Raw genomic sequence first — 22,798 nt, forward strand, 5'->3', positions numbered from 1 at the left:
TTTACTTCTTGAAGGCCTTGGCGGCGTCCGCCTCGAGCTTCTCCTGCGCGCCCTTCACGTCGGAGGGGTTGCGGAGGAAGTCCTGCAGGTCCTTCCACTCGCCCTTGCCGTCGGTGCCGCCGAAGGCGCTGGGCGAGAGGTCGGACATGTCGTACCGCACCGACTCGCCGGCCGAGATGATCGTCTGGGCGAGCTGCTTGGTCAGGTCGTCCGGGTAGTTGTCCGGCGAGACGTTGCGGTTGGGGGACAGGTAGCCGGGCTGCTTGGCCCAGACCTCGCCGCCCTCCTTCGAGGCCAGGAACTCCACCAGCGCCTGCGCGCCCTTGGTGTCCTTCATCACGACCGCGACGTCGCCGCCGAGGATGACCGGAGCCGTGTCACCCGCCTTCGGGAACGGCATGATCTTCGCCTCCTCACCGACCTTGGCGCCCGACTGGCCCAGGGAGGCGGCGACGAAGTCGGCCTCGATGACCATCGCGGCCTTCTTCTGCGCGTAGGCCTGGGTGACGCAGGTCGGGAAGTCGGTCTGCAGCGCGCCGGACGAGCCGCCGAGCATGAACTCCTTCTTGCCGAAGATCTGCGCCATCTTCTCCAGGGCGGTCTTGACCGTTGCGTCGGTCCACGGGATCTCGTGCTTGGAGAGCTTGTCGTAGTTCTCCGGGCCCGCCGTGGAGAGGTAGACGTTCTCGAACAGGTCGGTCAGCGTCCAGCCGGAGGCGGCGCACAGCGCGAACGGCGGGACGCCGGAGTCGGACAGCGTCTGGGCGTTCTTGATCAGGTCGTCCCAGGTGGACGCGGGCTGGGCACCGGCGTCGTCGAAGGCCGACTGGCGATACCAGACGAGCGACTTGTGCGCGGCCTTGACCAGCACGCCGTACACCTGGCCCTTGGCGGAGCCGAGCTCCTTCCAGTACGGCGTGTAGTTCTGGTCGATCTGCGCCTGCACTTCGGCGGACAGCGGCTTGAGCGCGTTCTCGTCGGCGTACTGCTGCACCAGGCCCGGCTGCGGGAGGATCGCGACGTCCGGAGGGTTGCCGCCCTGGATGCGGGGGCCGAGGTAGGCGCCGGTGTCCTCACCGGTGGAGGCGTAGGTGACCTTGGCGCCGGTCTTCTCCTCGAAGGCCTTGAGCACCTTCTCGAAGTTGGCCTGCTCGTCGCCGGTCCACTTCGCGGCGACCTCGACCTTCTCGCCCTCCAGCGGCTTGGTGCCGGCGGCGGCCGAGGCGCTTCCCTGGGCCGCCGGCTCGCTGCCGGAGCCGGTGCCCGAGTCGCTGCCGCACGCGGCGGCGGCGGCGAGAGCGAGGCACGCGACCATGATCGGGGGGAGTTTGCGCATATCTATCCTCCGGGCTGGATGACCTCGCCGAGTCCCTGTTTCAGATCGGCGACGGTCTCGTCTACGGGTTTGGCAAAAGCGAGCGCGCCGGAAACGGCGCTGGAGATCAGCAGGCTGACCTGGTTGTAGTCGGCGGTGACCGGCCTGGGCCGCGCCGACACGATCGCCTCCTTGAGCACGGGCAGATACGGGAACCGCTCGATGAGCTCCGGGTCGTCGTACAGCTCCGCCCATACCGGGGGGAACGAGCCCTCGGTGAGCACGAGCCGCTCGTTGTCACGGCCCGTGAAGTAGCGGATGAAGTCGAGTGCCGACTTCTGCCGCTTGGAGAAGGCGCTGATGGCGAGGTTGTAGCCGCCCAGCGAACTGGACCCGGGTCCGTTCAGCCCGGGCAGCCGGGTCACCGAGAACTTCCCGGCCAGCTGCGAGTGGGCGGCGGGCCCGTACGCGTGGGGCCAGTTGCGGGCGAACAGCAGCCGCCCCTCCTGGAAGGCGAGCCGCGACTCCTCCTCCTTGTACGTCAGCGCCTCGCGGGGGATCCACCCCTCCTTGAGGCCGCCGACGAGGAAGCCGAGTGCGGCCCGCGCGCTGCCGAGGTCCATCGTGACCGTGCGGGCGTCGGGGCTGAGGATCGACCCACCCGCCGACTGGACGGCCTCGGCGAAGTTGACACTCAGCCCCTCGTACGGCAGAAACTGTCCGGCGTATCCCCCGATGTGATACTTCGCGCTCAGGCGGGAGGCCTGCTCGCGCAGCTCCGCCCAGGTCTTGGGCGGCTTTAGGTGCTCCTTCTTCAGGATGTCGGACCGGTAGTAGAGCAGGCCCGCGTTGCTGGTGTACGGCGCGGCCCACAACCTGTCGCGATAGATGGCGGTGTCCGCGACGCCCTTGAGCAGCTTGTCCAGGGGGAACAGGCTGCGGTCGAGCGGCGCGATCCAGCCGGCGTCGGCGAACTCGGCCGTCCACATCACGTCGAGCGCGAGCACGTCGTAGACGTCGTTGTGCGCCTGCAGGTTGGCCACCATCTGAGCGCGCTGCTCGTCGGCCGCCTCGGGCAGTTCGAGCAGCGACACCGGCTCGTCCGGGTGCGCCTGGTTCCACCGGTCAAGCAGCGGGCGGAGGTAGGCGGTGGTGTCCCTGCCGATCGCCAGTGTGATCGGCCCGGTGCCGTCGCCGCCCACGGCGGACTCGGTGCCGGTGTCGGCGAGCCCCGCGCACCCGGCCACCAGGAAGGTGACCAGAACGGCGACGGCTCGGCGAACCATGTGGCCTCCGTATGAAAAGCCGGTTACATACGTGTTAGGTAGGTGCATGCATGTTATGCATAGCGATAATGTGAGCGTCAACGGATGGGCTCGTAACGCTCCGATAACTGCTCGATACGGCTTGGGGGTGGGCGCGTGCGGCAGTCGCTGCTGGCGCTCCTAGCGAAGGAACCTGCCCACGGATACGAGCTGAAACAGGCACTCGAAACGATCTTCGGCGGCGCCTACCCGTCGCCCAACATCGGTCAGATCTACGTGACCCTGGGCCGGCTGGAGAAGGACGGGTACGTCCGGTCGGTCGACGTCGAGCAGGCCAACCGGCCGAACAAGAAGGTCTACTACATCACCGCCACCGGCCGGGAGGCGCTGGAGACCTGGGTGGACGAGCCCACCGAGGGCCCCCGCGTGCGCGACGAGTTCTTCATGAAGCTCGTGCTGGCCCCGATGACCGGGCTGTCCGACCGCATGGCTTTGGTGAACCGGCAGCGACGGCACTACCTTGCGCTCATGAGAGACCTCCGCGAGCTGGCCGAGCGCACCGATCCGGCCAACCGGGTCGCGCTGCTGCTCATCGAAGGGGCCATGCTCCACCTGCAGGCCGACCTCGACTGGCTCGAACGCTGCCAGGAGGACCTGCCGTGATCGCGCGGTCAGGGGCGGACGACACGGCGCGGGTGAGGTGGGCGGCGTGACGGACACACCCGTCGTCCGGGCGGTCAACCTGGTCAAGATCTACCAGACCGGCGGGCTGCCCGTGCCCGCCGTACGCGGAGTCGACCTGACGATCGAGGCCGGAGAGTTCGTCGCCGTCATGGGCCCGTCGGGGTCCGGGAAGTCCACGCTCATCCACATGCTCGGTGGCCTGGACACGCGTACGAGCGGCGAGATCTGGCTGGACGGCAAACGGGCGGACACGCTCTCGGAGAGCGGGTGGGCGGTGCTCCGCCGCGAGAAGATCGGCTTCGTCTTCCAGTTCTTCAACCTGGTCACCAACATGACCGTGGCCGACAACGTCGAGCTCCCCGCGCTGCTGGGCGGCGCCCCGCCCCGGCAGGCCAGGGAGCGGCGCGAGTACCTCCTCGGCGAGCTCGGCCTGACCGACCGTGCCGAGGCGTCGCCATCCCAGCTCAGCGGGGGTGAGCAGCAACGGGTCGCGCTGGCCCGCGCGCTCGCCAACCAGCCCCGGCTGCTGCTGGCCGACGAGCCGACCGGCAACCTCGACAGCCGCAACACCCGCGACGTGCTCCGCCTGCTCGGCAAGGTGCACGGGCAGGGCCAGACGATCGTGCTGGTCACCCACGACGCCCGGGTGGCGAGCATGGCCGACCGCGTCGTCAGCCTGCTCGACGGCCAGATCGTCGACGACGGCGCCATCCCGAAGTCGCGCCGGCGCCCCTCGGGAGCGGCGGGGGACGTCGTCGAACTCCGGAGCTGACCCGGTGCGAACCGCACGATCACGGCGAGGGGGCGCGTGGTGACGGCGAGGGCCGCGGAGCTGCGGTGGATCCGCGCGGACCTGCGGGCACGCCGGGGCCAGGCCGCGCTCACGGTCCTCGCGGTGGCGGGGATCGTCACCGCGCTGATCGTCGCGGCCACGCTGCTGGAGGACGGCACCAACCCCTGGCGCGGCCTGTTCGAGCGCAGCAACAGCGCGCACATCTGGATCCACAGCAAGGACGTCCCCGACGTGTCCGCGCTGCGCCGCCTGAACGGCGTGACCGACGTCGCCGGGCCGTATCGCAGCGCGCCCGCCACGCTGGTCGCTCGCGGCCGGCGGGTGCCGATCACGTTGCAGGAGACGCCGGCGGCCTTCCCCGCCGTGGCCCGCCCGCTCCTGCGTGAGGGCCGCTGGCTCGACGTGCGCACTCCGAACGGCGTGGTCGTCGAACGGTCCTTCGCCCGGGCCCTCGGCCTGCGGCCGGGCAGCCCGTTCACCGTCACCGGACTGAACGGCGCCACCCACTCACTGACCGTCGCCGGTCTCGCGGAAAGCGGCGACCAGGGGTTCTACCCGGAGTGGACCCCCGGGCTGGCCTGGACGCTCGCACAGACGCTCGACGTGGTGGAGCCCGCGCCCGGCCGCACCGAGACGGTGACCGGGCTGCGGCTGGCCGACCCCGCCGCCACCGATCTGGTCGTCCAGCGGGCCGTCTTCACGCTGCGCAACCAGGTGCAGCGGGTGACGACGTGGCGCGAGGTGCGGGCCTCCATGGAGCTGGACAACCGGCTGCTCGGCCTGCTGCTCGCGTTGTTCGGCGTCGCCGGCCTGGTCGCCGCCGCGCTGGCGCTCGCGAACGCCGCGGGCGGCCGCGTGCTGATCCAGTTGCGCGACATCGCCACGCTCAAGTCGCTCGGGTTCACCCGGGGCCAGGTCGTACGGATGCTCGTCGCCGAGCACGGCACGCTCGGGTTGCTCGGCATCGTCGCCGGAGCCGTCGTCGCCCGGCTGATCACGGCGTACGCCATGGGGGAGACGGTCGTCGTACCGCTGTCGGCCGGCCCCCTCGCCGCGATCATCGCGGGAACGTCGCTGACGGTGCTGGTCGCGGTCCTGATCCCGGCCTGGCGCGGCGGGCGCACCCCGCCGATCCCGGCCGCACCGGCGGCGCCGCCGCGCGGGCACCTGTCGCGGCTGGCCAGGGTCGCCCTGCTCGTACGGCTGCCGCCCGCGCTGGTCCTCGGCGCCAGGGACGCCTTCACCCGCAGGACGCCCGCCGCGCTCACGGTGTGCGGCGTGGCCATCCCGATGATGATGATCACGGTCGGGCTCGGCTGCTGGACGACTCTGGACGACTTCATCCGCCACCCCGAGAGCGTGGGCCAGGCGGCGGCCCTGTCCCTGCGGCCGGGCGAACTGACCGCGGAGGAGGCGCGTCAGCGCGCGATGGCCGATCCGGACGTGGTCGCGGCCTACCCGGGCGCGGAACTGGACGCGCTCGTCCCCTGGCAGACGAGGACCGTGCGGACCAGGGCACTCGGCCTGTCCTCGGACCCGTACCCCTTCCCGGTGGCGGAGGGCCGGATGTTCGCCGACCGGGGCGAGGCGGTGGCCGGGCAGGGCCTGCTCGACCTCCTCGGCGTACGGATCGGCGACCGCGTCCGCGTGACGATCGGGGGCACCCCGCTGATCGTGCGGATCGTGGGCCGGGTGGTCGAGCCGGAGCAGGACGGCGAGGTGCTGTCGTTCGGGGTGGACAGCCTGGCGGCCAAGGACGCGCTGCCGCCGCAGTTCTACGCCCTGGTGCTGCGGCCGGGGGCCGACGCGGCCCAGGTTCGCGCCCGCCTGCAGGGGCAGGGGCTGGAGGTGGCCCAGGCGGTGAACCCGGCCGACCGGCTCGCGGTCATCCGTGTGATCATCGTCGCGCTGGTCGCCGTGCTGGCACTGATCGGGCTGGCGAGCCTGCTGACGGCCAGCGCGCTCGGCCTGCGGGACCACGTGTTCGACCTGGCCGTGCTCAAGGCGATCGGCCTGACTCCCCGCCAGGTGATGGCCACGCTGGTCACCGCCACCGGACTGCCCGCGGTGGTGGGGGTCGTGGTGGGGGCGGCGGCGGGGGCGGCCTGGTCACGATGGCTGATCGACCTGGAGGGCCGCGGCAGCGGCGTCGGCGCCGGCATCGGGCGCGCCCCGACGCCGGGCATGCTCGCCGGCGCCCTCCTGGCCGCGGTCGGCGCCGCGCTGCTGGTGGCGCTGTTCCCCGCCCGGCGGGCGGCCCGGGCGCAGGTGCCCGTCGCCGCCCGTTGAGACAGGGACCGTCCGGAGCGGTGCGGAGACAGGAGCTCCGCACCGCCCATCCGGGCCGTCAGGCGTCCGGGGAGTTGCGCAGGGACAGCCAGTAGAAGCCGTACCCCGGCAGCGTGAGCAGGTAGGGCAGATCGCCGATCACCGGGAAGGGGACGCCGCCGCGGCACTCGACCGGGGTGACCCCGGCGAAGCGCCGCAGGTCGAGCTCGACCGGCTGGGCGAAGCGCGACAGGTTGTTGACGCACAGGACGACGTCGTCGTCCTCCTCCCGCAGGAAGGCCAGCACGCTCGGGTTCGGCGACCACAGCTCGGTGTAGCTGCCGGTGCCGAAGATCGGGTGCTCTCGCCTGATCTGCAGCATCCGCCGGGTGAAGTGCAGCAGCGACGACTCGCTCTTGGTCTGGGCCTCGACGTTGACCGCCTGGTAGCCGTACACCGGGTCCATGACCACCGGCAGGTACAGCCGGCCGGGGTCGGCCTCGGAGAACCCGGCGTTGCGGTCCGGGGTCCACTGCATCGGCGTGCGGACCGCGTCTCGGTCCTCCAGCCAGATGTTGTCGCCCATGCCGATCTCGTCGCCGTAGTACATGACCGGCGAGCCCGGCATGCTGAGCAGCAGCGCGGTGAACAGCTCGATCTGGTCCCTGTCGTTGTCCAGCAGGGGGGCCAGACGCCGCCGGATGCCGAGGTAGGCGCGCATGCGCGGGTCCTTGGCGTACTCGGCGTGCATGTAGTCGCGCTCCTCCTCCGTCACGGTCTCGAGCGTCAGCTCGTCGTGGTTGCGGAGGAAGATGCCCCACTGAGCGCTTTCCGGCAGCTTGGGGGTGCGCGACATGATCTCGGAGATCGGCTCGCGACTCTGCCGGCGCACGGCCATGAAGATGCGCGGCATCAGCGGGAAGTGGAAGGCCATGTGGCACTCGTCGCCGCCCACGGTGGGGTCGCCGAAATACTCGACCACGTCCTCGGGCCAGCCGTTGGCCTCGGCGAGCAGCACCCGGTCGGGGTAGATCCGGTCCACCTCGGCGCGGATCTTCTTGAGGTAGTCGTGCGTCTCGGGCAGCCCGGCGCAGGAGGTGCCCTCGCGCTCGAACAGGTACGGCACCGCGTCCAGCCGGAACCCGTCCACGCCGAGGTCGAGCCAGAAGCGGATGACCTCCATCATCGCGTCCTGCACGGCCGGGTTGTCGTAGTTCAGGTCGGGCTGGTGGTGGAAGAACCGGTGCCAGTAGTACTGCTTGCGCACCGGGTCGTACGTCCAGTTCGACTCCTCGCTGCCGACGAAGACGATGGGGACGCCGGAGTACTTGTGCGGGTCGTCCGACCAGACGTAGAAGTCGCCGTACGGGCCCTCGGGGTCGTTGCGGGACGCCTGGAACCACGGGTGCTGGTCACTGGTGTGGTTCATGACGAGGTCGGTGATGACCCGCAGGCCGCGCTCGTGCGCCGCCTCGATCAGCCGCACGAAGTCGCCGAGATCGCCGAACTCCGGAAGGATCTTCAGGTAGTCGGAGATGTCATAGCCGCCGTCCTTGAGCGGGGACTCGTAGAGCGGCAGCAGCCAGAGGCAGTCGACCCCCAGCCAGCTGAGGTAGTCGAGCTTGTCGATCAGCCCGCGCAGATCGCCGGTGCCGTCGCCGTTGGAGTCCTTGAAGCCGCGGACCAGCACCTCGTAGAAGACCGCGCGCTTGTACCAGCGAGGGTCCTGGGAGGTGAAATCGGTGATCTCGGGGAGATCGCCGGTAGAGGCGCCGAACGACCCGGGCACCGGGTCAGGGCAGGGCGCAGCAGCGTTCATCTGGTTCTCGCTTGAGGAAAGAGGGGGCGCGTTGTCAGGTCACACCCGAGCTTTGACGCTCACGCCGTGATGTTTGGCTTTAGTTGACCAAAAATACCACCTGAGGTGCCCTGACCGAAAAGGCTGACAGCGGTCTGACATGCAGTTTTTACCTGTTTTCAGGTGATCACGTACGGCTACCGCACGGGCGCGCGGACGGACTGTGCGGGGGCTGCCCGCGGGCCGGCCCCGGCCGGGGCGGGGATGCGGGCGCTACACGCGGGTGGCGGCTGGGGCGGGAATGCGGGTGGAGCGGTGCCGGCTACGTGCCGGACGGCGCGGTCGAGAGTGGCGCGGTCCAGGGCGGCGTGAGGTCGCCGAGCACGTCCTCGTAGTCGGCAAGCCACGCCCCGAACGCCACCAGAGCCCGGAGCCAGAACCGCGAGTTCCACGACCCGAAGGCCGTCAGCGCGTCCGGCCCGCCGGAGATCGCCTCCAGCATCTGCGGCGACATCAGCCCGGGGATCTCCGCGGCCTTGACCAGCATCCGGTGGTTCCACTCGCGGGCGACCGGCCCGTTCGAGCGCAGCGGCACCCGGCGGTTGGGCAGCAGCGGAGTATTGGTCGAGGGCAGCGCTGCCACCCTGGGGTTGGCGGCCCGCAGGACCTCCCGGTAGAACTTCCCGCCCTCCTTGCGGACGACCGGCACCGACAGCGCCGCGTCGAAGAACTCCGGATGCAGGAACGGGAAGACCGGAGTCGCCTCGGGGCCGACCAGGTTGACGGGGGACCGGGCGATGCCCCGCACGGTCCGGGTGTGCAGCACGCTCAACGGCAGCTCGGCCCGGTGCCCGTGCAACATGGAGGTCGCCCGGGTGAACGCCGTACGGACCCGGTCGTCCATCCACGCGGCGGCGGTCTCGCCGAGCACGGGGATGTGGGCGTCGCCGGTCGCCAGCGCCTTCAGCAGCGCCTCGCGGCGGGACGCGCCGGTCCCCGCGCCGACGGCGTCCGCCGTGATCAGGAAGTTCTTCATCAGAGGGCCGCCCGCCAGGCCGTCCACCAGCGCCCGGCCCGCGCCGTGGACCTCCCGGGCGAAGGGGGAGTACCACGCGTGGTGGCTGGTCAGGAACTCCAGCCGCCGGGCCGCCCACAGCGCCTCCTGCGGGTAGGCGGCCGGGTCCTGCGGCATGATCCGATGCGGAATGCCCAGCTCGCGGGTGATGTAGCGGGCGAAGTCGATGTCGTTGTCCAGCCCGTCGTCGGGGCTGGTGGTCCACGACTCGACGTCCATCTTCATGTCCATTGCCACGCTGGCCAGCAGCCGCGAGTCGTACCCGCCGCTCACCGGCACCAGCACCCGCTCGTACGGCTTGAGCGCGTCGTGCAGCAGCGCGACCAGATCGCCGCCGGTGACGCCCCGGTCCACCGGCTCCTCCCGCACCCAGCGCGGGGCCCGCCGGTCGATGCGCAGCCTGCGCTCGCGGCGCGACCAGCTCAGCGCCGTCGCGCCGGGCAGACGCCGGATCTGGCGGTACGGCGTGTCCTCCAGCAGCGGATAGGTGAGCGTGAGGATCGCCGCCCACGCCTCCCAGTTCACCTCGTACGGCCGCCGGGCCAGCGCGAGGAGCGGCTCGATCAGCGAGGAGAAGTAGACCGCGTCCCCGTCCTGGAGGTAGTAGACGTCGACCAGGCCGAGACCACCCGTGTGCAGGCTCACCGACTCCGGGCCGTCCACCAGGCCCGGGGTCTCGTAGGTCTCCGCGACCCGCAGCCACGCGTTCGCCCGGGGCTCGCCGCCTGTCTCCGGCCGCCGGCCGCCCCACGCGTACGCGGTCGCCCGCTCACCCGTGGCGTACGGCGTCAGCGGAGCCGAGGTGAGCAGCGCGGCCTCCGGGGCGGTGTGCACGGCCTGGACGGCCGGCCCCGAGCGCGCCAGCAGGTCGAGCGTTGCCTGCTCGAAGGGCCCGACGGCCCCGCAGACGTACGGCCTGGCCCGGAATCGCGGCCACTCACCCTTGCGCACGGTTTGCCCTCCCTTGAACCGCAGCCGAGTCTACGGACCTCCCGGCCGCCGAAGGGACGAAAGCCCCGAGACGTACGGCTCAACGGTCAGACCTGCCACAGGGCACTCACCGGCATGGCACGCAGTCGCGGGCCGAAGGGGAGGGTCTGCGTGCCTGTGTATAGGACTATCCCCGCCACGAAGTCGTCGCCCAGGCGGTCGGCGAGATGACGCAGACCGCGGAAATCGTCGCCGCGGACGGTCGAGGAGGCCTTGACCTCGACACCGACGACGCGGCCCTTCCGGTTCTCCAGCACCGCGTCGACCTCGACCTTGTCCTTGGTCCGGTAGTGGAAGAGCTCCACGCGCTCGTCCGACCAAGTGAGCTGGCGGGCGAGCTCCATGAGGACGAACCCTTCCAGCAACGGTCCGAACCGGCCGTCGGGCCGCACCAGGCTCCTGGCGTCGGCGCCCAGTAGGTTGGCGGCCACGCCCGAGTCGACGAAGGCTACCTTGGGGGTCCCGACAGCTCGATTGCTGAGGTTGCGCGACCAGGCGGGGATGCGTTTGATCAGGAAGACCTCTTCGAGCAGGCCGAGGTAGCGGTTGACGGTGCCGCGGGACAGCCCGATGTCCGCGCCGAGCGCGGAGGCGACGAGCAACTGTCCCGACCGGGCGGCCACCGACCGCAGCAGGGCTCGCATCTCGGCCGTCCGCTCGATCTCGGACAACTGGCTAACGTCTCGTGCGACCAGGTCTGAGACGTACGAGTCGAAGAAGCGCTCGCGTCTGCGCGGGTTCGTCCGGGCCACCGCCTCGGGGAATCCCCCGCGGGCGACCCGCTCGGCATAGTCGGCGCGCGATGACGAGGATGTGTGATGGACGCCCGCACCTTCGGCGAAGATCGCGTCCACGAACCCGTCCGGGGTGTCGTCGATCTCTCCTTGAGAGAAGGGCCACAGCTCGATCGTTTCCATACGGCCCGGCAACGCATCGGGGAGGGCCCGCAGACCGAGCACTCGCGCCGATCCGGTGAGCAGGAACCGTCCTGGCCGGGGGTCGGTGTCCACCTGTTCCTTGATGGACAGCATGAGTTCGGGTACGCGCTGGATCTCGTCGATCACCATCAGTTCGGGGAACGCCACGAAGCCTGCGGGATCCTCCTCCGCGGCTTGGCGGACGACCGGGGTGTCCAGGTTGCGCCACTCGGCGGTCCGTTCCTTGGAGAGGAGGCGCACGAGGGTGCTCTTGCCGCTCTGGCGGGCGCCGTTGATCAGCACGACGCGGGTGTCGCTCAAGGCATCTGCGGCAGACTTTTCCGCGCGTCTTGGAACCACTCGGCCGAGAGGGGTCTGCGACGGGCTTTTCACCAGCTCAGAATGGCATATTGAGCGTCCTCATGGAACAGCGGTCGCATGATCGATGGACGTTGGTCGCCGTTCTCGTGGACGTTTGGTCGCAGGATCAGCGGTGATCTGGTCGCGGGGTTCATGGGCCGTCGGTCGCCGGGGGATGTGGCGGCGAGGCGGACGAGGTCTCGGCTCTGGCTGAGAGCGATCAGGGGGTTCTGCGAATATTGTGACTCTGGTCCTGAAGGTCTACCGCGGAGTCACCCCCTATGAGCGAGGTAAGCGAACCGGCAGCCGGACAGCCCGACCGGAGCGACCCGGCGGCGCTGCGGCAGGCGCTGGCGGAGGCGGTGGAGCGGGCCTCCGGCGCGGCGGAGCTCGCCCGGCTGATCACCGACTACCAGCGGCGGCTGGAGGAGGTGGCGCGCTCGGAGGCCGAGGCCCTGACCAGGGTGCGTGAGGCCGAGGCGCGGCTGAAGACGGCCGAGCGGCAGAACGCGCAGCTCGCCAAGCAGCTCGCGGAGCAGAAGTACCAGACCGAGGTCGCCAACTGGAAGCTCGCCTCGCTCCAGGAGAGCCGGTGGAGCAAGCTCGGCGACGCGATCCACAGCAAGAAGCCCGGCACGGTGGCCAGGACGCTCAAGGCGCCGGTAAGGAAGCGCCCCGCGCCCAGGCGCTCGGACTTCAAGCCCGAGATCCCCGCCGTCCCCGAGGTGAAGGCGGCCCCCGCCGCGCCCGAGCCGAAGGCCCCGCAGGTCTCGGCGCCGCTCGCCGAGTCGTTCGTGGTCCCCAAGGGCCCGACGGCCCGGCCGTACATGACGGTCGCCGCGATCGTGGACCGGCAGACCGAGGCGCTGCTGCGGTACGAGTGGCGGCTGGTGACCAACTTCGGCCCGGACAACTGGGAGGCCATGCTCGACCAGCAGCGACCGCACGTGCTGTTCGTCGAGTCCGTACGGCCCGGCCCCCGGCAGGGCAACGGCGGGCGCTGGCTGGAGGCGCTGGCCGGGGAGACGCGGGCGCTGCGCGACCTGGTGGCGGCCTGTCACAAGCGGGGGGTCAAGACGGTCTTCTGGCACTCCGGCGGCGCGGTGTCGCGGGCGGTGCCGGCGGCCGAGCACTTCGAGTACGTGCTGGCCACCACCGAGGCCCGGGCCCGCGAGTGGCGCTCGGCGCTGCGGCACGACCGGGTCGGCGTTCTCCCGCTCGCGATCCAGCCCCGCGTGCACAACCCCATCCCCGCCGAGGGCGGCAGGACCGGGGAGATCGTCACCCTCGGCACGGTCACCCCTCCGGCCGGCGGTGCGGACTGGCGGCCGCTGGCGGGGCAGGGCGACGACCCCACGGCGTACGACGACGTGCTGACGGCCTACCGGCAGCCGGCCCTGGTCATCGCGGGCGCCGACGCCGAGCCGAGGGTGATAGAGGAGGTCGCGGCCTGCGGCACCCCGGTGCTCCAGGTGCGTGCCGGGGCCAAGGGCGAGGAGGTCCTCGCGGCGGCCGAGATCCTCATGGCCGACGCCGGACGGCTGGCCAGGGAGGCCCACCTCGCCTGGCGGGCCCGCACCAGCGTCACCCCGCTGCTCGACCCGATCCTCGACACCCTCGGCGTGCCGAGCGTGCGGGGCAGCGGCGTGATCACGGCGATCACCGCCGTCTCCGACCCGGCGGAGCTGGACCGCCTGCTCGCCCAGGTCACCCGTCAGATCGAACGGCCCGGTCAGATCGTGATCGTGGCGGACGGCCTGGACGCGGGCCTGGTGGACAAGACGGTCCGCCAGGCGTGCCCGGACCTCGACGTCGTGGTCCGCGCCACCCAGGAGCCGGTCACCCGGGGCGCCGCCCTCGACCGCGCGATCAGGCTCGCCGACGGCGACTACGTGGCGGTGCTCGACGCCAGGGACCTGTACGGCGAGCACTACCTGGCCGACCTCGTCCGCCACTTCGCCTCCACCGACGCGGAGGTGCTGGGGAAGGCGTCGTTCTACGCCCACCTGCCGGGGACCGGCGCGACGCTGCTGCGCCAGCCGGAGGCCGAGCACCGGTTCCTCCCCGAGGTGGCGGGCGGCACCGTCCTGGCCCGCCGTCAGGTCCTCACCGGGCTCGGGTTCGCCGACGTCTCCGAGGAGTGGGGCGAGGTTCTGATGCGGCAGTGCCGTACGGACGGGGTGCGGGTCTACTCGGCCGACCGTTACTCCTACGTCTGCGTCCGCGACTCGGCCGAGGGTTCGCTGCTCGGCTCGGCGCGCATGGAGGGCTACGTCCCGGCCGAACCCCTCGCCCTGCTCTAGCCAGTCAGCCGGGGCCGAGCATGGTCCCGCGGTGGCGGCGGCCTGGCGCCTTTGGCGTGCGCGGCCCAGGCCGCGTCCAGGCATTCGCCGCTGCGCCCGGCGGTGAGCCGCCGGCGTACGTGTACAGGTGCCACCCCGGTTGCCGATGAGGTGGCACGGCCAAGGGCGCGAGCCCGAGCCGTTCTACAGCACCCTGCCACGCCTGGCGGCGTGGGCGTAGTCGCGCAGGGACACGCCGATCGCCGGCCGCTGACGCAGGAACTCGTCGACGATGCTCTCGACCGGATCCGGGTAGGCGATGCGCCAGTGCCCCAGCCCGTGCAGGGCGCTCTCGACGCAGGCGACGTTCTCACTGGACAGCGCGTCACGCATGACCCCGAGCAGCGCCTCGTCGATCCCGCGCGCGACGGGGTCACCCGGCCTGCCCCAGGTGGGAAAGACGTCCCACCACATGTAGCAGATGCTGTTCAGGGGATTTTCCACTGATTCGCCGTTATCACCGTGGCTCAATACGTTCTGACACAGAGGTTCGAACAATTGGGCGTACAACTGCCTGATCGCGGCGGCGCACCGGACTCGCAGGTTCTCGGGCACGGACGGGTTGTACAGCTCGCGGAACAGCCCGGAGTCGTCCGCGAGGAACCACAGGCCATCCGCGATCTGCCGGGTCGAGTACGCCTCCGCCACCCGACCGGCGGCGGTGAGGAACTCCGCCAGCGAGAGCACGCTGTCGAGGGGATCGTCCGGGAAGTCGTCGCCGTCCCGCAGGACGAACAAACGCTGAGTCCACGCTTCGAGATCGATCGCCACCTTCGGACTGTCTCACCCCGCTGAGGGCGTGCATAGCCGCCGGCGGTCTTGGCGCCCACGGTGGCGGGAATCAGCCGACCGGCAACAGGCGACAGCCGGTCTTCGGCCCGCCGTCGCCACTGGCCGTTCCACCGCTGTTCAAGCCCCGCCGAGAGGCCTGGGCCACCCGGCCGGTGCGGGACACCGTCGCCGGGAAGGCTCAGCAAGCGATTCGCAACCATCGGTAATCGCGCTGAAAGCGGTCCGACGTACACCAAAGGTGGCACTCACCCCCAGAAGGGACCACCTGCGATGACGCGCACCAACCGCACCCTCCTCGGCATCGCCACCGCTCTCGGAACGGTCGCCGCGACCGTCGTGGTCAGCACCTCCACCGCGAACGCCGCGGCCTGCGACCCGTCCCGCGTGGCGCCGTCCGGCAGCCTCATCGGCGACCTGTGGCGCTCCAACGGCGGTGAGAGAAGCGTCTACGGCTGCCCGGTCACCAAGGAGTACGGCTACGCCGACAAGCGCGGCTCCTACCAGGAGTTCCGCAACGGCAAGATCGTTTGGTCCCCCGGCATCGGCGCCGGCGCCCTGGTTCGCGCTTACTACACAGGCGGCAAGGCCGTCTTCCGCTGGAGCGGTCTCGGCCGCGACTGGGACTTCTTCCAGGTCCGCTGGAGCACCACCGCCGGCGGCCAGACCACCCAGGTGAAGGTGGGCAGGCTGACCCCGTGGAGCGGCGCCTATTCGGTGCACGCCGAGTGTTACTGGAGCAAGGAGGATGGTGAGAATATCTGCGCCACCACCAACGGCCATGGGGGATATGTCAAGGCCTCCTTCATCGTCCAGGGTTGCGACCGAGGCACCTTCGGCTCCGACTGCGGCCCCTGGAGCATCCCTACCTCTGTCAAGGTCCCCCTCTAACGGCTCGTTTCCGTGACGGCCGTGCCATCGGAGGAAGACCCGGCCCGACCTCTTGACGGGCGGGGAGGCACCCCGGCACCCGCACCGAGCCCTTGGCTGTGCGCCGGATCGGGTGTGGCCGAACGGCAGACCTGCAAGCAGCTCGGCCGGCTTGCCATGCCGCTCGATGGCGTTCGTCGCCCAGGAGGGGCATGCCATGCCGGACTAGACTGGCCGCGATGACGACCACCACCGGCGCCGCCGACCCGGCCGACGAGCTCCCGCTGCGTGAGCGCGAGAGGCCGCGCACCGTGCCGAAGGACGGCCCGGCGGCGTCATGATCATGGAGGCGCTGCGCGTCGTTCTCGGCGCGTCGCCGGTGCCGCAGGGGTCATGGGAGCGGGAGGCGCGGTTCGTCTCCACCGCGGCCCTGCGGGGGTCGGCGGAGCCCCCGGCCGAGGCGGCCGATCCGGCCGACGTGGCGGCGCGGCTGGCGGTACGGCTGCACGCGGTGCCCGGGGTGCGGCAGGTGAACGTCCGGCCGAACGGCTTCCTTGTCATCGAGATCGCCACGCCGGGAGAGGTCGTCGACGACATCCTGGCCGGGCAGCGACCGGAAGCCTGGCGGTCGCCTGAGACCGGGCGGCCACCTGAGACCGGGCGGTCACCTGAGACCGGGCGGCCACCTGAGTGCGGGCGGCAACCGCACGGTTCGCGATGCGCGCCCGCCGGGACGGGCGGCGGCGGGACCGCCGCCGGGACGACGGGAGCGTGGCCCGACTTCCCGCGCACCTGGGACAACCCCGGTTTCGTCGTGAGATACGCGTACGTGCGGGCGGGAGCCGTACAGCGGTGGGCGCGTGACCTCGGCGTGCCGACCGGCACCGCGACCGGCACCGCGACCGGCACGGCGACCGGCACCGCGCGGCCCGCGCTCCTCGACGGCGCCTTCGACCGGGCCGTGCTGCGGGTGCTGGCCGAGCTGCCGAGCAGGCGGGAGAGCCGCGATCCGGGATGGGCGGCGTACCTCGAACGGCTGGCCGAGGTCTACCACAAAGCGGTCGAGCACGCGTCCCCGATCCCCAGGGGTGACGAGCCGCCGTCGGAGGTCCACGCGGCCCGGGTGCGGATGGGGGAGGCGGTGTGCCGGGTGCTCGGTGAGGGGCTGGCGGAGCTCGGCGTCACCCCACCCGGCAAAATCTGACCAAAACCGGCCCGTCGCCGGAAGCGCTGTCGTCGATTACCTGCGGGTCTGAATATCTTCCGTCCGAGCCGTCTCGCAGGCTGAACAGCGGGCGCGAGTGAATCGCGGGGTCGGCTAGCCTCGTTCGGGTGAGTCGATTCGCCCACCCTGCCGGCGACCTGCACGCCGCCTCAACGATCGTCGCCGTGACCGCCGGACTGCCCGAAGAGCGTCCGCCGCACAGGCCCGCCGACCTCAACGCGCTCGAACCGGCCATCTGGCCGCGAACGGCCGGCCGGGCCGACGGCGCCGTCACGATCGGCGGAATCGACGTGCGTGACCTGGCCAAGGAGTTCGGGACGCCTCTGTACGTCATCGACGAGGAGGACTTCCGCTCACGCTGCCGCGAGTACCGTTCCGCCTTCCACGACGGCGAGGTGCACTACGCCGCCAAGGCGTTCCTCTGCCGCGAGGTCGCCCGCTGGATCGACCAGGAGGGCCTCGGCCTCGACGTGTGCAGCGCCGGCGAGCTCGCCGTGGCGCTCAGTGTGGGCTTCCCGCCCGAGCGGATCACGATGCACGGCAACAACAAGTCGCTCGCCGAGCTGGACAAGGCCGTCCGGGCGGGCGTGGGCCACATCGTGGTGGACTCCTACGAGGAGATCGCGCGCCTCGGCTTCCTCGCCGAGGAGCACGGCGTACGGCCGAAGGTGATGATCCGGGTGACCGTGGGCGTCGAGGCGCACACCCACGAGTTCATCGCGACCGCGCACGACGACCAGAAGTTCGGCCTGTCGCTGAGCAGCGGCGCCGCCGCCGAGGCGGTGCGGCGCATCCTCGCGCTGCCGCAGCTCGAACTGGTCGGCCTGCACTCCCACATCGGGTCGCAGATCACCGACACCGGCGGCTTCGAGGTCGCGGCCCGCCGCCTGGCCCGGCTGCTGGTCGAGATCAAGGAGGAGCACGACGTGGTGCTCCCCGAGCTGGACCTCGGCGGCGGATACGGCATTCCGTACGTCGTGGGGGACGAGTCCCTGGACATCAAGATCATCGCGGACGGCCTGCGGGAGATCGTCACGAAGGTGTGCGAATCCGCGGGGCTGCCCGTGCCGCGCCTCACGGTCGAGCCGGGCCGCTCGATCGCCGGAGTGTCCGGCGTGACCCTGTACGAGGCCGGTACCGTCAAGGACGTGGAGGGCCTGCGCACGTACGTGAGCGTCGACGGCGGCATGAGCGACAACATCCGCACCGCCCTGTACGGCGCCGAGTACACCGCCGTGCTCGCCTCCCGCGTGAGCCGGGCGGCGCCGATGCTGTCGCGCCTGGTCGGCAAGCACTGCGAGAGCGGCGACATGGTGGTGCGCGACCTGTACCTGCCGGGCGACCTGGCTCCCGGCGACCTGATCGCCGTCGCCGGCACCGGCGCCTACTGCCGGTCGCTGGCCAACAACTACAACTATCTGCCCAAGCCCGCCGTCGTCGCGGTGTCCAACGGCCAGGCGCGGGTCGTCATCCGCAGGGAGACCGAGGACGACCTGCTCAGGGGGCAGCTGTGACAGGCCGTCCCGGACAGTCCGGCGGCGAAGCGAGGAGGGGTCGTGGGTAAAGCCAAACCGGCGCTCAGGGTCGCGCTGCTGGGCTGCGGTGTCGTCGGGTCGCAGGTCGCGCGGTTGCTCCGCGAGCAGGCCGACGACCTGGCCGCCCGCGTCGGCGCTCCGCTGGAACTGGCCGGCGTCGCCGTGCGCAGGCTGGGGCGCAGGCGGGACGCCGAGGTGGACCCCGCCCTGCTCACGACCGACGCGGAGGCCCTGGTCACCCGCGACGACGTGGACATCGTCGTCGAGGTGATCGGCGGCATCGAGCCCGCCAGGTCGCTGATCCTCGCCGCGACGGCGCACGGCAAGTCCGTCGTGAGCGCCAACAAGGCGCTGCTGGCCGAGGACGGCGCGACGATCCACCGGGCCGCCCGGGAGAACAACGCCGACCTCTACTTCGAGGCGAGCGTCGCGGGGGCGATCCCGCTGCTGCGCCCGCTGCGCGAGTCGCTCGCCGGCGACCGGGTGCGCCGGGTGCTGGGCATCGTCAACGGCACGACCAACTACATCCTCGACAAGATGGACTCCACCGGCGCCTCGTTCAACGACGCCCTGGAGGAGGCGCAGGCGCTCGGGTACGCCGAGGCGGATCCCACGGCCGACGTCGAGGGCTTCGACGCCGCCGCCAAGGCGGCGATCCTGGCCGGCATCGCCTTCCACAGCCGGGTGACCGCCGCCGACGTGCACCGCGAGGGCATCACGGAGATCACCGCGACCGACGTGGCCTCGGCCAAGGGCATGGGGTACGTCATCAAGCTGCTGGCCATCTGCGCCCGCTCCGACGACGGCCGTTCGATCGGCGTCCGCGTGCACCCCGCCATGATCCCGAGGTCGCATCCCCTGGCGGGGGTGCGCGAGGCGTACAACGCCGTCTTCGTGGAGGCCGAGTCGGCCGGGCGGCTGATGTTCTACGGCGCGGGAGCAGGTGGCGCGCCCACCGCCAGCGCCGTCCTCGGTGACATCGTCGCCGTGGCGCGCAACCGCCTCGCCGGCACCCGCGGGCCGGAGGAGTCGACGTACGCCGACCTCAAGGTCCACCCGATGGGCGACAGCGTCACCCGCTATCACGTGTCGCTGGACGTCGCGGACAAGCCCGGTGTGCTCGCCCGGGTCGCCGACATCTTCGCCAGGCACGACGTGTCGATCCAGACGGTGCGGCAGGAGGGACGCGGCGACGACGCCCAGCTCGTGCTGGTCACCCACCGGGCCAGCGACGCCGCCCTGTCGGGCACGATCGAGGAACTGCGCGAGCTCGACATCGTCCGCGCGGTCGCCGGCGTCATGCGGGTCGAGGGCGACGACACGCCCTGACGCCGAGGGCGGCGGCTGCGGCCGAAGGCACTCCCGGGGTGCTCCACGCGGGAGTGCCGCTGCCGCGCCTGCCGACGTTCCGCAGCACCCGCGCCGCCACCCCGCCTTCCGGCGGCCACGGCGCGGCGTCGACACGACGGGCGAGGCGCGGATCAGCGCTCCGCCAGAGCCCTGCGGACCGCGTCGAGGGCCTCCTCCTCGGAGGCCCCGAGCCGGCGCACCTCGTCGGCGAACTCCTCGGCCGCCTCGCGCAGGCGTAGGCGGCCGCCCTCGGCGGCGAGCTCGGTGATCGTCGCCGCGCGGCCCCGGCGCAACTCGACCAGGCCCTCGTCGCGCAGCTGCTGGTAGCCGCGCAGCACGGTGTGCAGGTTGATGCCGAGCGCGGCGGCGACGGCGCGCGCCGACGGCAGGCGGTCGCCCGGCACCGCGGTGCCCCTGGCGACCGCCGCGCGCACCGAGGCCGCCACCTGGTCGGCCAGGGGCTGAGTCGAGGACGGGTCGACGACGATCAGCACCCGGCGCCTCCCCTGACACGTGCGAGGGACGCGTTGACCAGTGCCGCGGCCGTCTCGGCGTCCCTGACCGAGTAGAGGAACTCCCGCCCGTCCGTGAGCCGCAGCGCCAGCACCGGGCCACGACCGCTCACGTATCCCCACCCTCGGCTGCCACCGAGCAGGCCCCCGGGGGGCACCACCTGCTCTCTCTGCCGGACCGAGGCGAAGTGCACCGCATCGTACGGCACGGCCCGGCGCAGGCCGCCGAGCAAGGGCAGGCTCACCTCGACGCCGCTGCCGTCGACGCGGAGCCGGCTGCGCGACGAGAGGCTCGTGACGAGCCCCATCAGCCCCAGCAGCACGGTCGCCTGCCAGGAGCGCGAGAGATTGAAGGCGCCGAACCAGGCGAAGGCGAGCAACGCCGCTCCGTACAGGAGCGAGCGGGGATGCCAGGCGGACACGGCGTAGACGGCCCGCTGGGCCGGCGTGAGAGGCAGCAGAGGCACCCCCGAGGGCGGTACGGCGCGTGTGCCGGGTGCGGGCGGCAGGGGACCCGCCAGCCACCAGCCCGCGGCGCCCCCGAGAAGCGTGAGGGCGATTTCCGCCGGAACCTCCCACGACGGCAGGGCAGCGGGCCCCGCGGAGTCGATCAGCGTCGTCACCGCGACACCGTTCCCCGCCGCCATCGAGACGCCCAGAGCGACGGAGCACGCGGCGACCCAGCGCTGCAGCTCGGGCCAGCGCCGGTAACGCGTGAACAGGAAGAGGTACACCACCTCGAAGAACCCTACGGTGAAGGCCATCGACCGCAGCCACTGACCCCAGCCAGGCGCGTACCGCGGCGCATGACCGGAGACGTATGCCCGGCCGGGCAGCCGGTCACGGAAGACGGCGAAGAGCAGCAGGGCAACGAGGAAGGCGAGAAGCGGGGGTGCGGTGATCAGGATCAGGCGGCGGATCCGGCCGGTGTCGTCCTGGGGGAAGTCGTGCATGGGCCACCTCCCATACTGTTTGCATGTAACTATAACAGGCAAACAGTTGACTGTGGAGTGCGCGCCGAGATCTCGTACGGTGGAGCCCGGCATATCCGGAATGGCCGGGCTTGATGGGGCCGCTGGGGCGACGACTCGATCGGGTAACAGACCCCCGGTGCCCGTCGCGTGGCTGAAATGATCAGTTTGTGGGGGAAAGCGTGGCTACGGGCGAGGCGGTCCTGGCGTCCGGCCGGAGCGTCGGCGAGGGAGACCGGCTCGGGCGTACGGCGCGGCGGGCCGGATGGACGCGCTGGATGCCGCTGATCGCGGGCCTGGTGACCACCTGTGTGGCCATCTCCGGCACGACCGCGTCGCTGTCGGCCGACGAGGTGGCGACCTACGGCGCGGCGGTGGCCAGGCCGCTGAGCGGGCTGTGGGAGCTCGTACAGCGGATCGACGGCCACTTCCTGCCCTACTACCTGCTCATCCACGTCTGGTCCTGGCTGGGGGAGGCGGAGTGGTGGCTGCGCCTGCCCTCGGCCCTGGCGGCCGGTGTGGCGGCGGGCTTCCTGGCCGACCTCGGCCGCAGACTGGCCGGTCCGCGGGCGGGAACGATCGCCGCGGCGCTGTTCGCCGTTCTGCCGTCGGTGTCCTACCACGGCGCGAACGCCCGGCCGTACGCGTTCGCGGCGGCGGCGGCCGTCGTCTCCGCCTGGGCGCTGCACCGGGTGGCCGAAGCGCCCACCGGCTCCGCCGGCTGGAAACGGGTCTGCTGGTACGCCGCGTCGGTGGCGTTCCTCGGTTGCACGCACCTGTTCTCGGTCCTGGTGCTCCCGGCCCAGCTGCTGGCCGCTCTGCTCGTCCTGCCCGCCCGTACGTTCCTGACGAGGATCGTCCCCGCGACGGCGGCGGGGTGCGTTCCCCCCGCGGTCCTCGCCCTGGTGGGCTGGAGCGAGCGTCACGCGATCAGCTGGATCCAGCCGCACGGACCCGACGTGCTGCTGAAGTTCCCCAAGCACGCGGCGGGTTCCGATCTCGCCGGGCCGCCGCTGTTCGCGCTCGCTCTCGTGGGAGTGGTGATCCTGCTGCGCAGGTCACTTCCCTGGGGCGTGCTCGCCGGCGGCTGGCTCGTGCTCCCGCCGGTGCTGCTGCTCGTCATCGACGCGCTGGTGACCCCGGCCTACGTGGACCGCTACGTGTTCGTCACGGCGCCGGCCCTGGCCCTGGCGGGAGGCGTGGCCCTGGGCTCGGTCCGCCTCGCCCCCGTCCCCTTCGCGCTGGTCTGCGTGCCCGCCGTGCTCGTCGCCGCGATCCTGGGGCTGCCCGCGCAGGCGGACTATCGGCAGCGGAACGGTCACTACGACGACTTCCCCGGCGCGCTCGCCGTGATCCGCGCGCGGGAGCGCCCCGGGGACGCCATCGTGTACGGCCAGAGCCGGCTGCGCACCGGCTTCGTCTACTACGGTCGCGACAATCTCCCGAAGGACGTGCTCCTCAAGGGGCCCGGACCGGCCTTCGAGTACGTGGAGCGGTCCGACCTCGCCGAGGCACTGGCCGGGTATCGACGGGTCTGGGTGATCTGGCGGGGAACGAAGCAAGCCGGGCTGACGGATACGAAAATCCCCAAAGTGGCCGCCGTACGCGCCGCCGGATATCGCCTCTCCACCGCCTGGCACTCGGCGGAGCTGCCGGGCCTGACGGTCGCGTTGTTCCAACGTACGCGCGGCAAGGGGTGAAGGCACCCGGTTGTGGACCGATTGATCACGGTTGGACAT

At 71.4% G+C, this 22,798-nt stretch carries 17 protein-coding genes; 9 read left to right on the forward strand and 8 right to left on the reverse strand.

Going from position 1 to position 22,798, the window contains the following annotated elements; translation table 11 throughout:
* Window position 1 precedes the first annotated feature (1 nt).
* Together ACQPZZ_RS09890 and ACQPZZ_RS09895 are read right to left on the reverse strand one after the other, a co-directional pair.
* Complete coding sequence (locus tag ACQPZZ_RS09890) at window positions 2-1,336, reverse strand: ABC transporter substrate-binding protein (RefSeq protein WP_432930959.1); 1,335 nt, start codon at window positions 1,334-1,336, stop codon at window positions 2-4.
* Window positions 1,337-1,338: 2 nt separating this feature from the next.
* The gene (locus tag ACQPZZ_RS09895; RefSeq protein WP_432930961.1) at window positions 1,339-2,601 is read right to left on the reverse strand and encodes an ABC transporter substrate-binding protein; all 1,263 of its coding nucleotides are present in this window, start codon (window positions 2,599-2,601) and stop codon (window positions 1,339-1,341) included.
* Window positions 2,602-2,736: 135 nt separating this feature from the next.
* Here ACQPZZ_RS09895 and ACQPZZ_RS09900 point away from each other — a divergent pair, with 135 nt between their 5' ends.
* Genes ACQPZZ_RS09900 through ACQPZZ_RS09910 form a run of 3 tightly spaced genes read left to right on the forward strand, consistent with a single transcriptional unit; the run spans window position 2,737 to window position 6,346 of the window.
* Window positions 2,737-3,243, forward strand: coding sequence for a PadR family transcriptional regulator (locus ACQPZZ_RS09900; RefSeq protein ID WP_432930963.1), 507 nt, complete (start codon window positions 2,737-2,739; stop codon window positions 3,241-3,243).
* A 46-nt stretch (window positions 3,244-3,289) separates the two neighbouring features.
* The gene (locus tag ACQPZZ_RS09905; RefSeq protein ID WP_432930965.1) at window positions 3,290-4,036 is read left to right on the forward strand and encodes an ABC transporter ATP-binding protein; all 747 of its coding nucleotides are present in this window, start codon (window positions 3,290-3,292) and stop codon (window positions 4,034-4,036) included.
* 39 nt (window positions 4,037-4,075) lie between these two features.
* Window positions 4,076-6,346 (forward strand): FtsX-like permease family protein, encoded by a 2,271-nt coding sequence (locus tag ACQPZZ_RS09910; RefSeq protein WP_432930967.1) that lies wholly within the window; start codon window positions 4,076-4,078, stop codon window positions 6,344-6,346.
* 58 nt (window positions 6,347-6,404) lie between these two features.
* Here ACQPZZ_RS09910 and treS read toward each other — a convergent pair whose 3' ends face one another.
* The 3 genes from treS to ACQPZZ_RS09925 all read right to left on the reverse strand — a co-directional run bounded on the left by treS (window position 6,405) and on the right by ACQPZZ_RS09925 (window position 11,426).
* On the reverse strand, window positions 6,405-8,144 hold the full coding sequence (gene treS, locus ACQPZZ_RS09915; RefSeq protein ID WP_363644462.1) for a maltose alpha-D-glucosyltransferase: 1,740 nt from the start codon (window positions 8,142-8,144) through the stop codon (window positions 6,405-6,407).
* A 301-nt stretch (window positions 8,145-8,445) separates the two neighbouring features.
* On the reverse strand, window positions 8,446-10,149 hold the full coding sequence (locus ACQPZZ_RS09920) for an asparagine synthetase B family protein (protein WP_432930969.1): 1,704 nt from the start codon (window positions 10,147-10,149) through the stop codon (window positions 8,446-8,448).
* 86 nt (window positions 10,150-10,235) lie between these two features.
* Window positions 10,236-11,426 carry an ATP-binding protein gene (locus tag ACQPZZ_RS09925; protein ID WP_432930971.1) on the reverse strand — a complete coding sequence of 397 codons (1,191 nt, stop codon included), beginning with the start codon at window positions 11,424-11,426 and terminating at the stop codon, window positions 10,236-10,238.
* A 320-nt stretch (window positions 11,427-11,746) separates the two neighbouring features.
* Here ACQPZZ_RS09925 and ACQPZZ_RS09930 point away from each other — a divergent pair, with 320 nt between their 5' ends.
* A complete protein-coding gene (locus tag ACQPZZ_RS09930; RefSeq protein ID WP_432930973.1) occupies window positions 11,747-13,768 on the forward strand; it encodes a glycosyltransferase in 2,022 nt (673 codons plus the stop codon).
* A gap of 183 nt (window positions 13,769-13,951) precedes the next feature.
* Here ACQPZZ_RS09930 and ACQPZZ_RS09935 read toward each other — a convergent pair whose 3' ends face one another.
* Complete coding sequence (locus tag ACQPZZ_RS09935) at window positions 13,952-14,578, reverse strand: hypothetical protein (RefSeq protein ID WP_432930975.1); 627 nt, start codon at window positions 14,576-14,578, stop codon at window positions 13,952-13,954.
* A 291-nt stretch (window positions 14,579-14,869) separates the two neighbouring features.
* Between ACQPZZ_RS09935 and ACQPZZ_RS09940 the strand changes: the two genes are divergently transcribed.
* From ACQPZZ_RS09940 to ACQPZZ_RS09955, 4 genes are all read left to right on the forward strand, one after another.
* Entirely contained in the window at window positions 14,870-15,487 is a 618-nt protein-coding gene (locus ACQPZZ_RS09940; RefSeq protein ID WP_432930977.1) for an LGFP repeat-containing protein, read from the forward strand.
* A gap of 316 nt (window positions 15,488-15,803) precedes the next feature.
* Complete coding sequence (locus tag ACQPZZ_RS09945; protein WP_432930979.1) at window positions 15,804-16,670, forward strand: anticodon-binding protein; 867 nt, start codon at window positions 15,804-15,806, stop codon at window positions 16,668-16,670.
* Window positions 16,671-16,798: 128 nt separating this feature from the next.
* Complete coding sequence (gene lysA / locus ACQPZZ_RS09950) at window positions 16,799-18,205, forward strand: diaminopimelate decarboxylase (protein WP_432930981.1); 1,407 nt, start codon at window positions 16,799-16,801, stop codon at window positions 18,203-18,205.
* A 42-nt stretch (window positions 18,206-18,247) separates the two neighbouring features.
* Window positions 18,248-19,555, forward strand: a complete 1,308-nt coding sequence (locus ACQPZZ_RS09955; RefSeq protein WP_432930983.1) for a homoserine dehydrogenase — start codon at window positions 18,248-18,250, stop codon at window positions 19,553-19,555.
* A gap of 152 nt (window positions 19,556-19,707) precedes the next feature.
* On the opposite strand, the gene ACQPZZ_RS09960 is transcribed toward ACQPZZ_RS09955, so the two are convergent.
* The gene (locus ACQPZZ_RS09960) at window positions 19,708-20,070 is read right to left on the reverse strand and encodes a GntR family transcriptional regulator (protein ID WP_432930985.1); all 363 of its coding nucleotides are present in this window, start codon (window positions 20,068-20,070) and stop codon (window positions 19,708-19,710) included.
* A complete protein-coding gene (locus ACQPZZ_RS09965; protein WP_432930987.1) occupies window positions 20,064-21,041 on the reverse strand; it encodes a hypothetical protein in 978 nt (325 codons plus the stop codon). The genes ACQPZZ_RS09960 and ACQPZZ_RS09965 overlap by 7 nt, the downstream gene beginning before the upstream one ends.
* Before the next feature lie 200 nt (window positions 21,042-21,241).
* Between ACQPZZ_RS09965 and ACQPZZ_RS09970 the strand changes: the two genes are divergently transcribed.
* Window positions 21,242-22,759, forward strand: a complete 1,518-nt coding sequence (locus ACQPZZ_RS09970; protein WP_432930989.1) for a glycosyltransferase family 39 protein — start codon at window positions 21,242-21,244, stop codon at window positions 22,757-22,759.
* The last annotated feature ends 39 nt before the right edge of the window (window positions 22,760-22,798 follow it).

Source organism: Microbispora sp. CA-135349 (assembly GCF_050947365.1).
Classification (GTDB): Bacteria; Actinomycetota; Actinomycetes; order Streptosporangiales; family Streptosporangiaceae; genus Microbispora.

Bases quoted from the DNA above. Each gene is read 5' to 3' on its own strand.
- ACQPZZ_RS09890 (WP_432930959.1), bottom strand. From the start codon at position 1,336: ATGCGCAAACTCCCCCCGATCATGGTCGCGTGCCTCGCTCTCGCCGCC.
- ACQPZZ_RS09895 (WP_432930961.1), bottom strand. From the start codon at position 2,601: ATGGTTCGCCGAGCCGTCGCCGTTCTGGTCACCTTCCTGGTGGCCGGG.
- treS (WP_363644462.1), bottom strand. From the start codon at position 8,144: ATGAACGCTGCTGCGCCCTGCCCTGACCCGGTGCCCGGGTCGTTCGGC.
- ACQPZZ_RS09930 (WP_432930973.1), top strand. From the start codon at position 11,747: ATGAGCGAGGTAAGCGAACCGGCAGCCGGACAGCCCGACCGGAGCGAC.
- ACQPZZ_RS09940 (WP_432930977.1), top strand. From the start codon at position 14,870: ATGACGCGCACCAACCGCACCCTCCTCGGCATCGCCACCGCTCTCGGA.
- ACQPZZ_RS09945 (WP_432930979.1), top strand. From the start codon at position 15,804: ATGATCATGGAGGCGCTGCGCGTCGTTCTCGGCGCGTCGCCGGTGCCG.
- ACQPZZ_RS09965 (WP_432930987.1), bottom strand. From the start codon at position 21,041: ATGCACGACTTCCCCCAGGACGACACCGGCCGGATCCGCCGCCTGATC.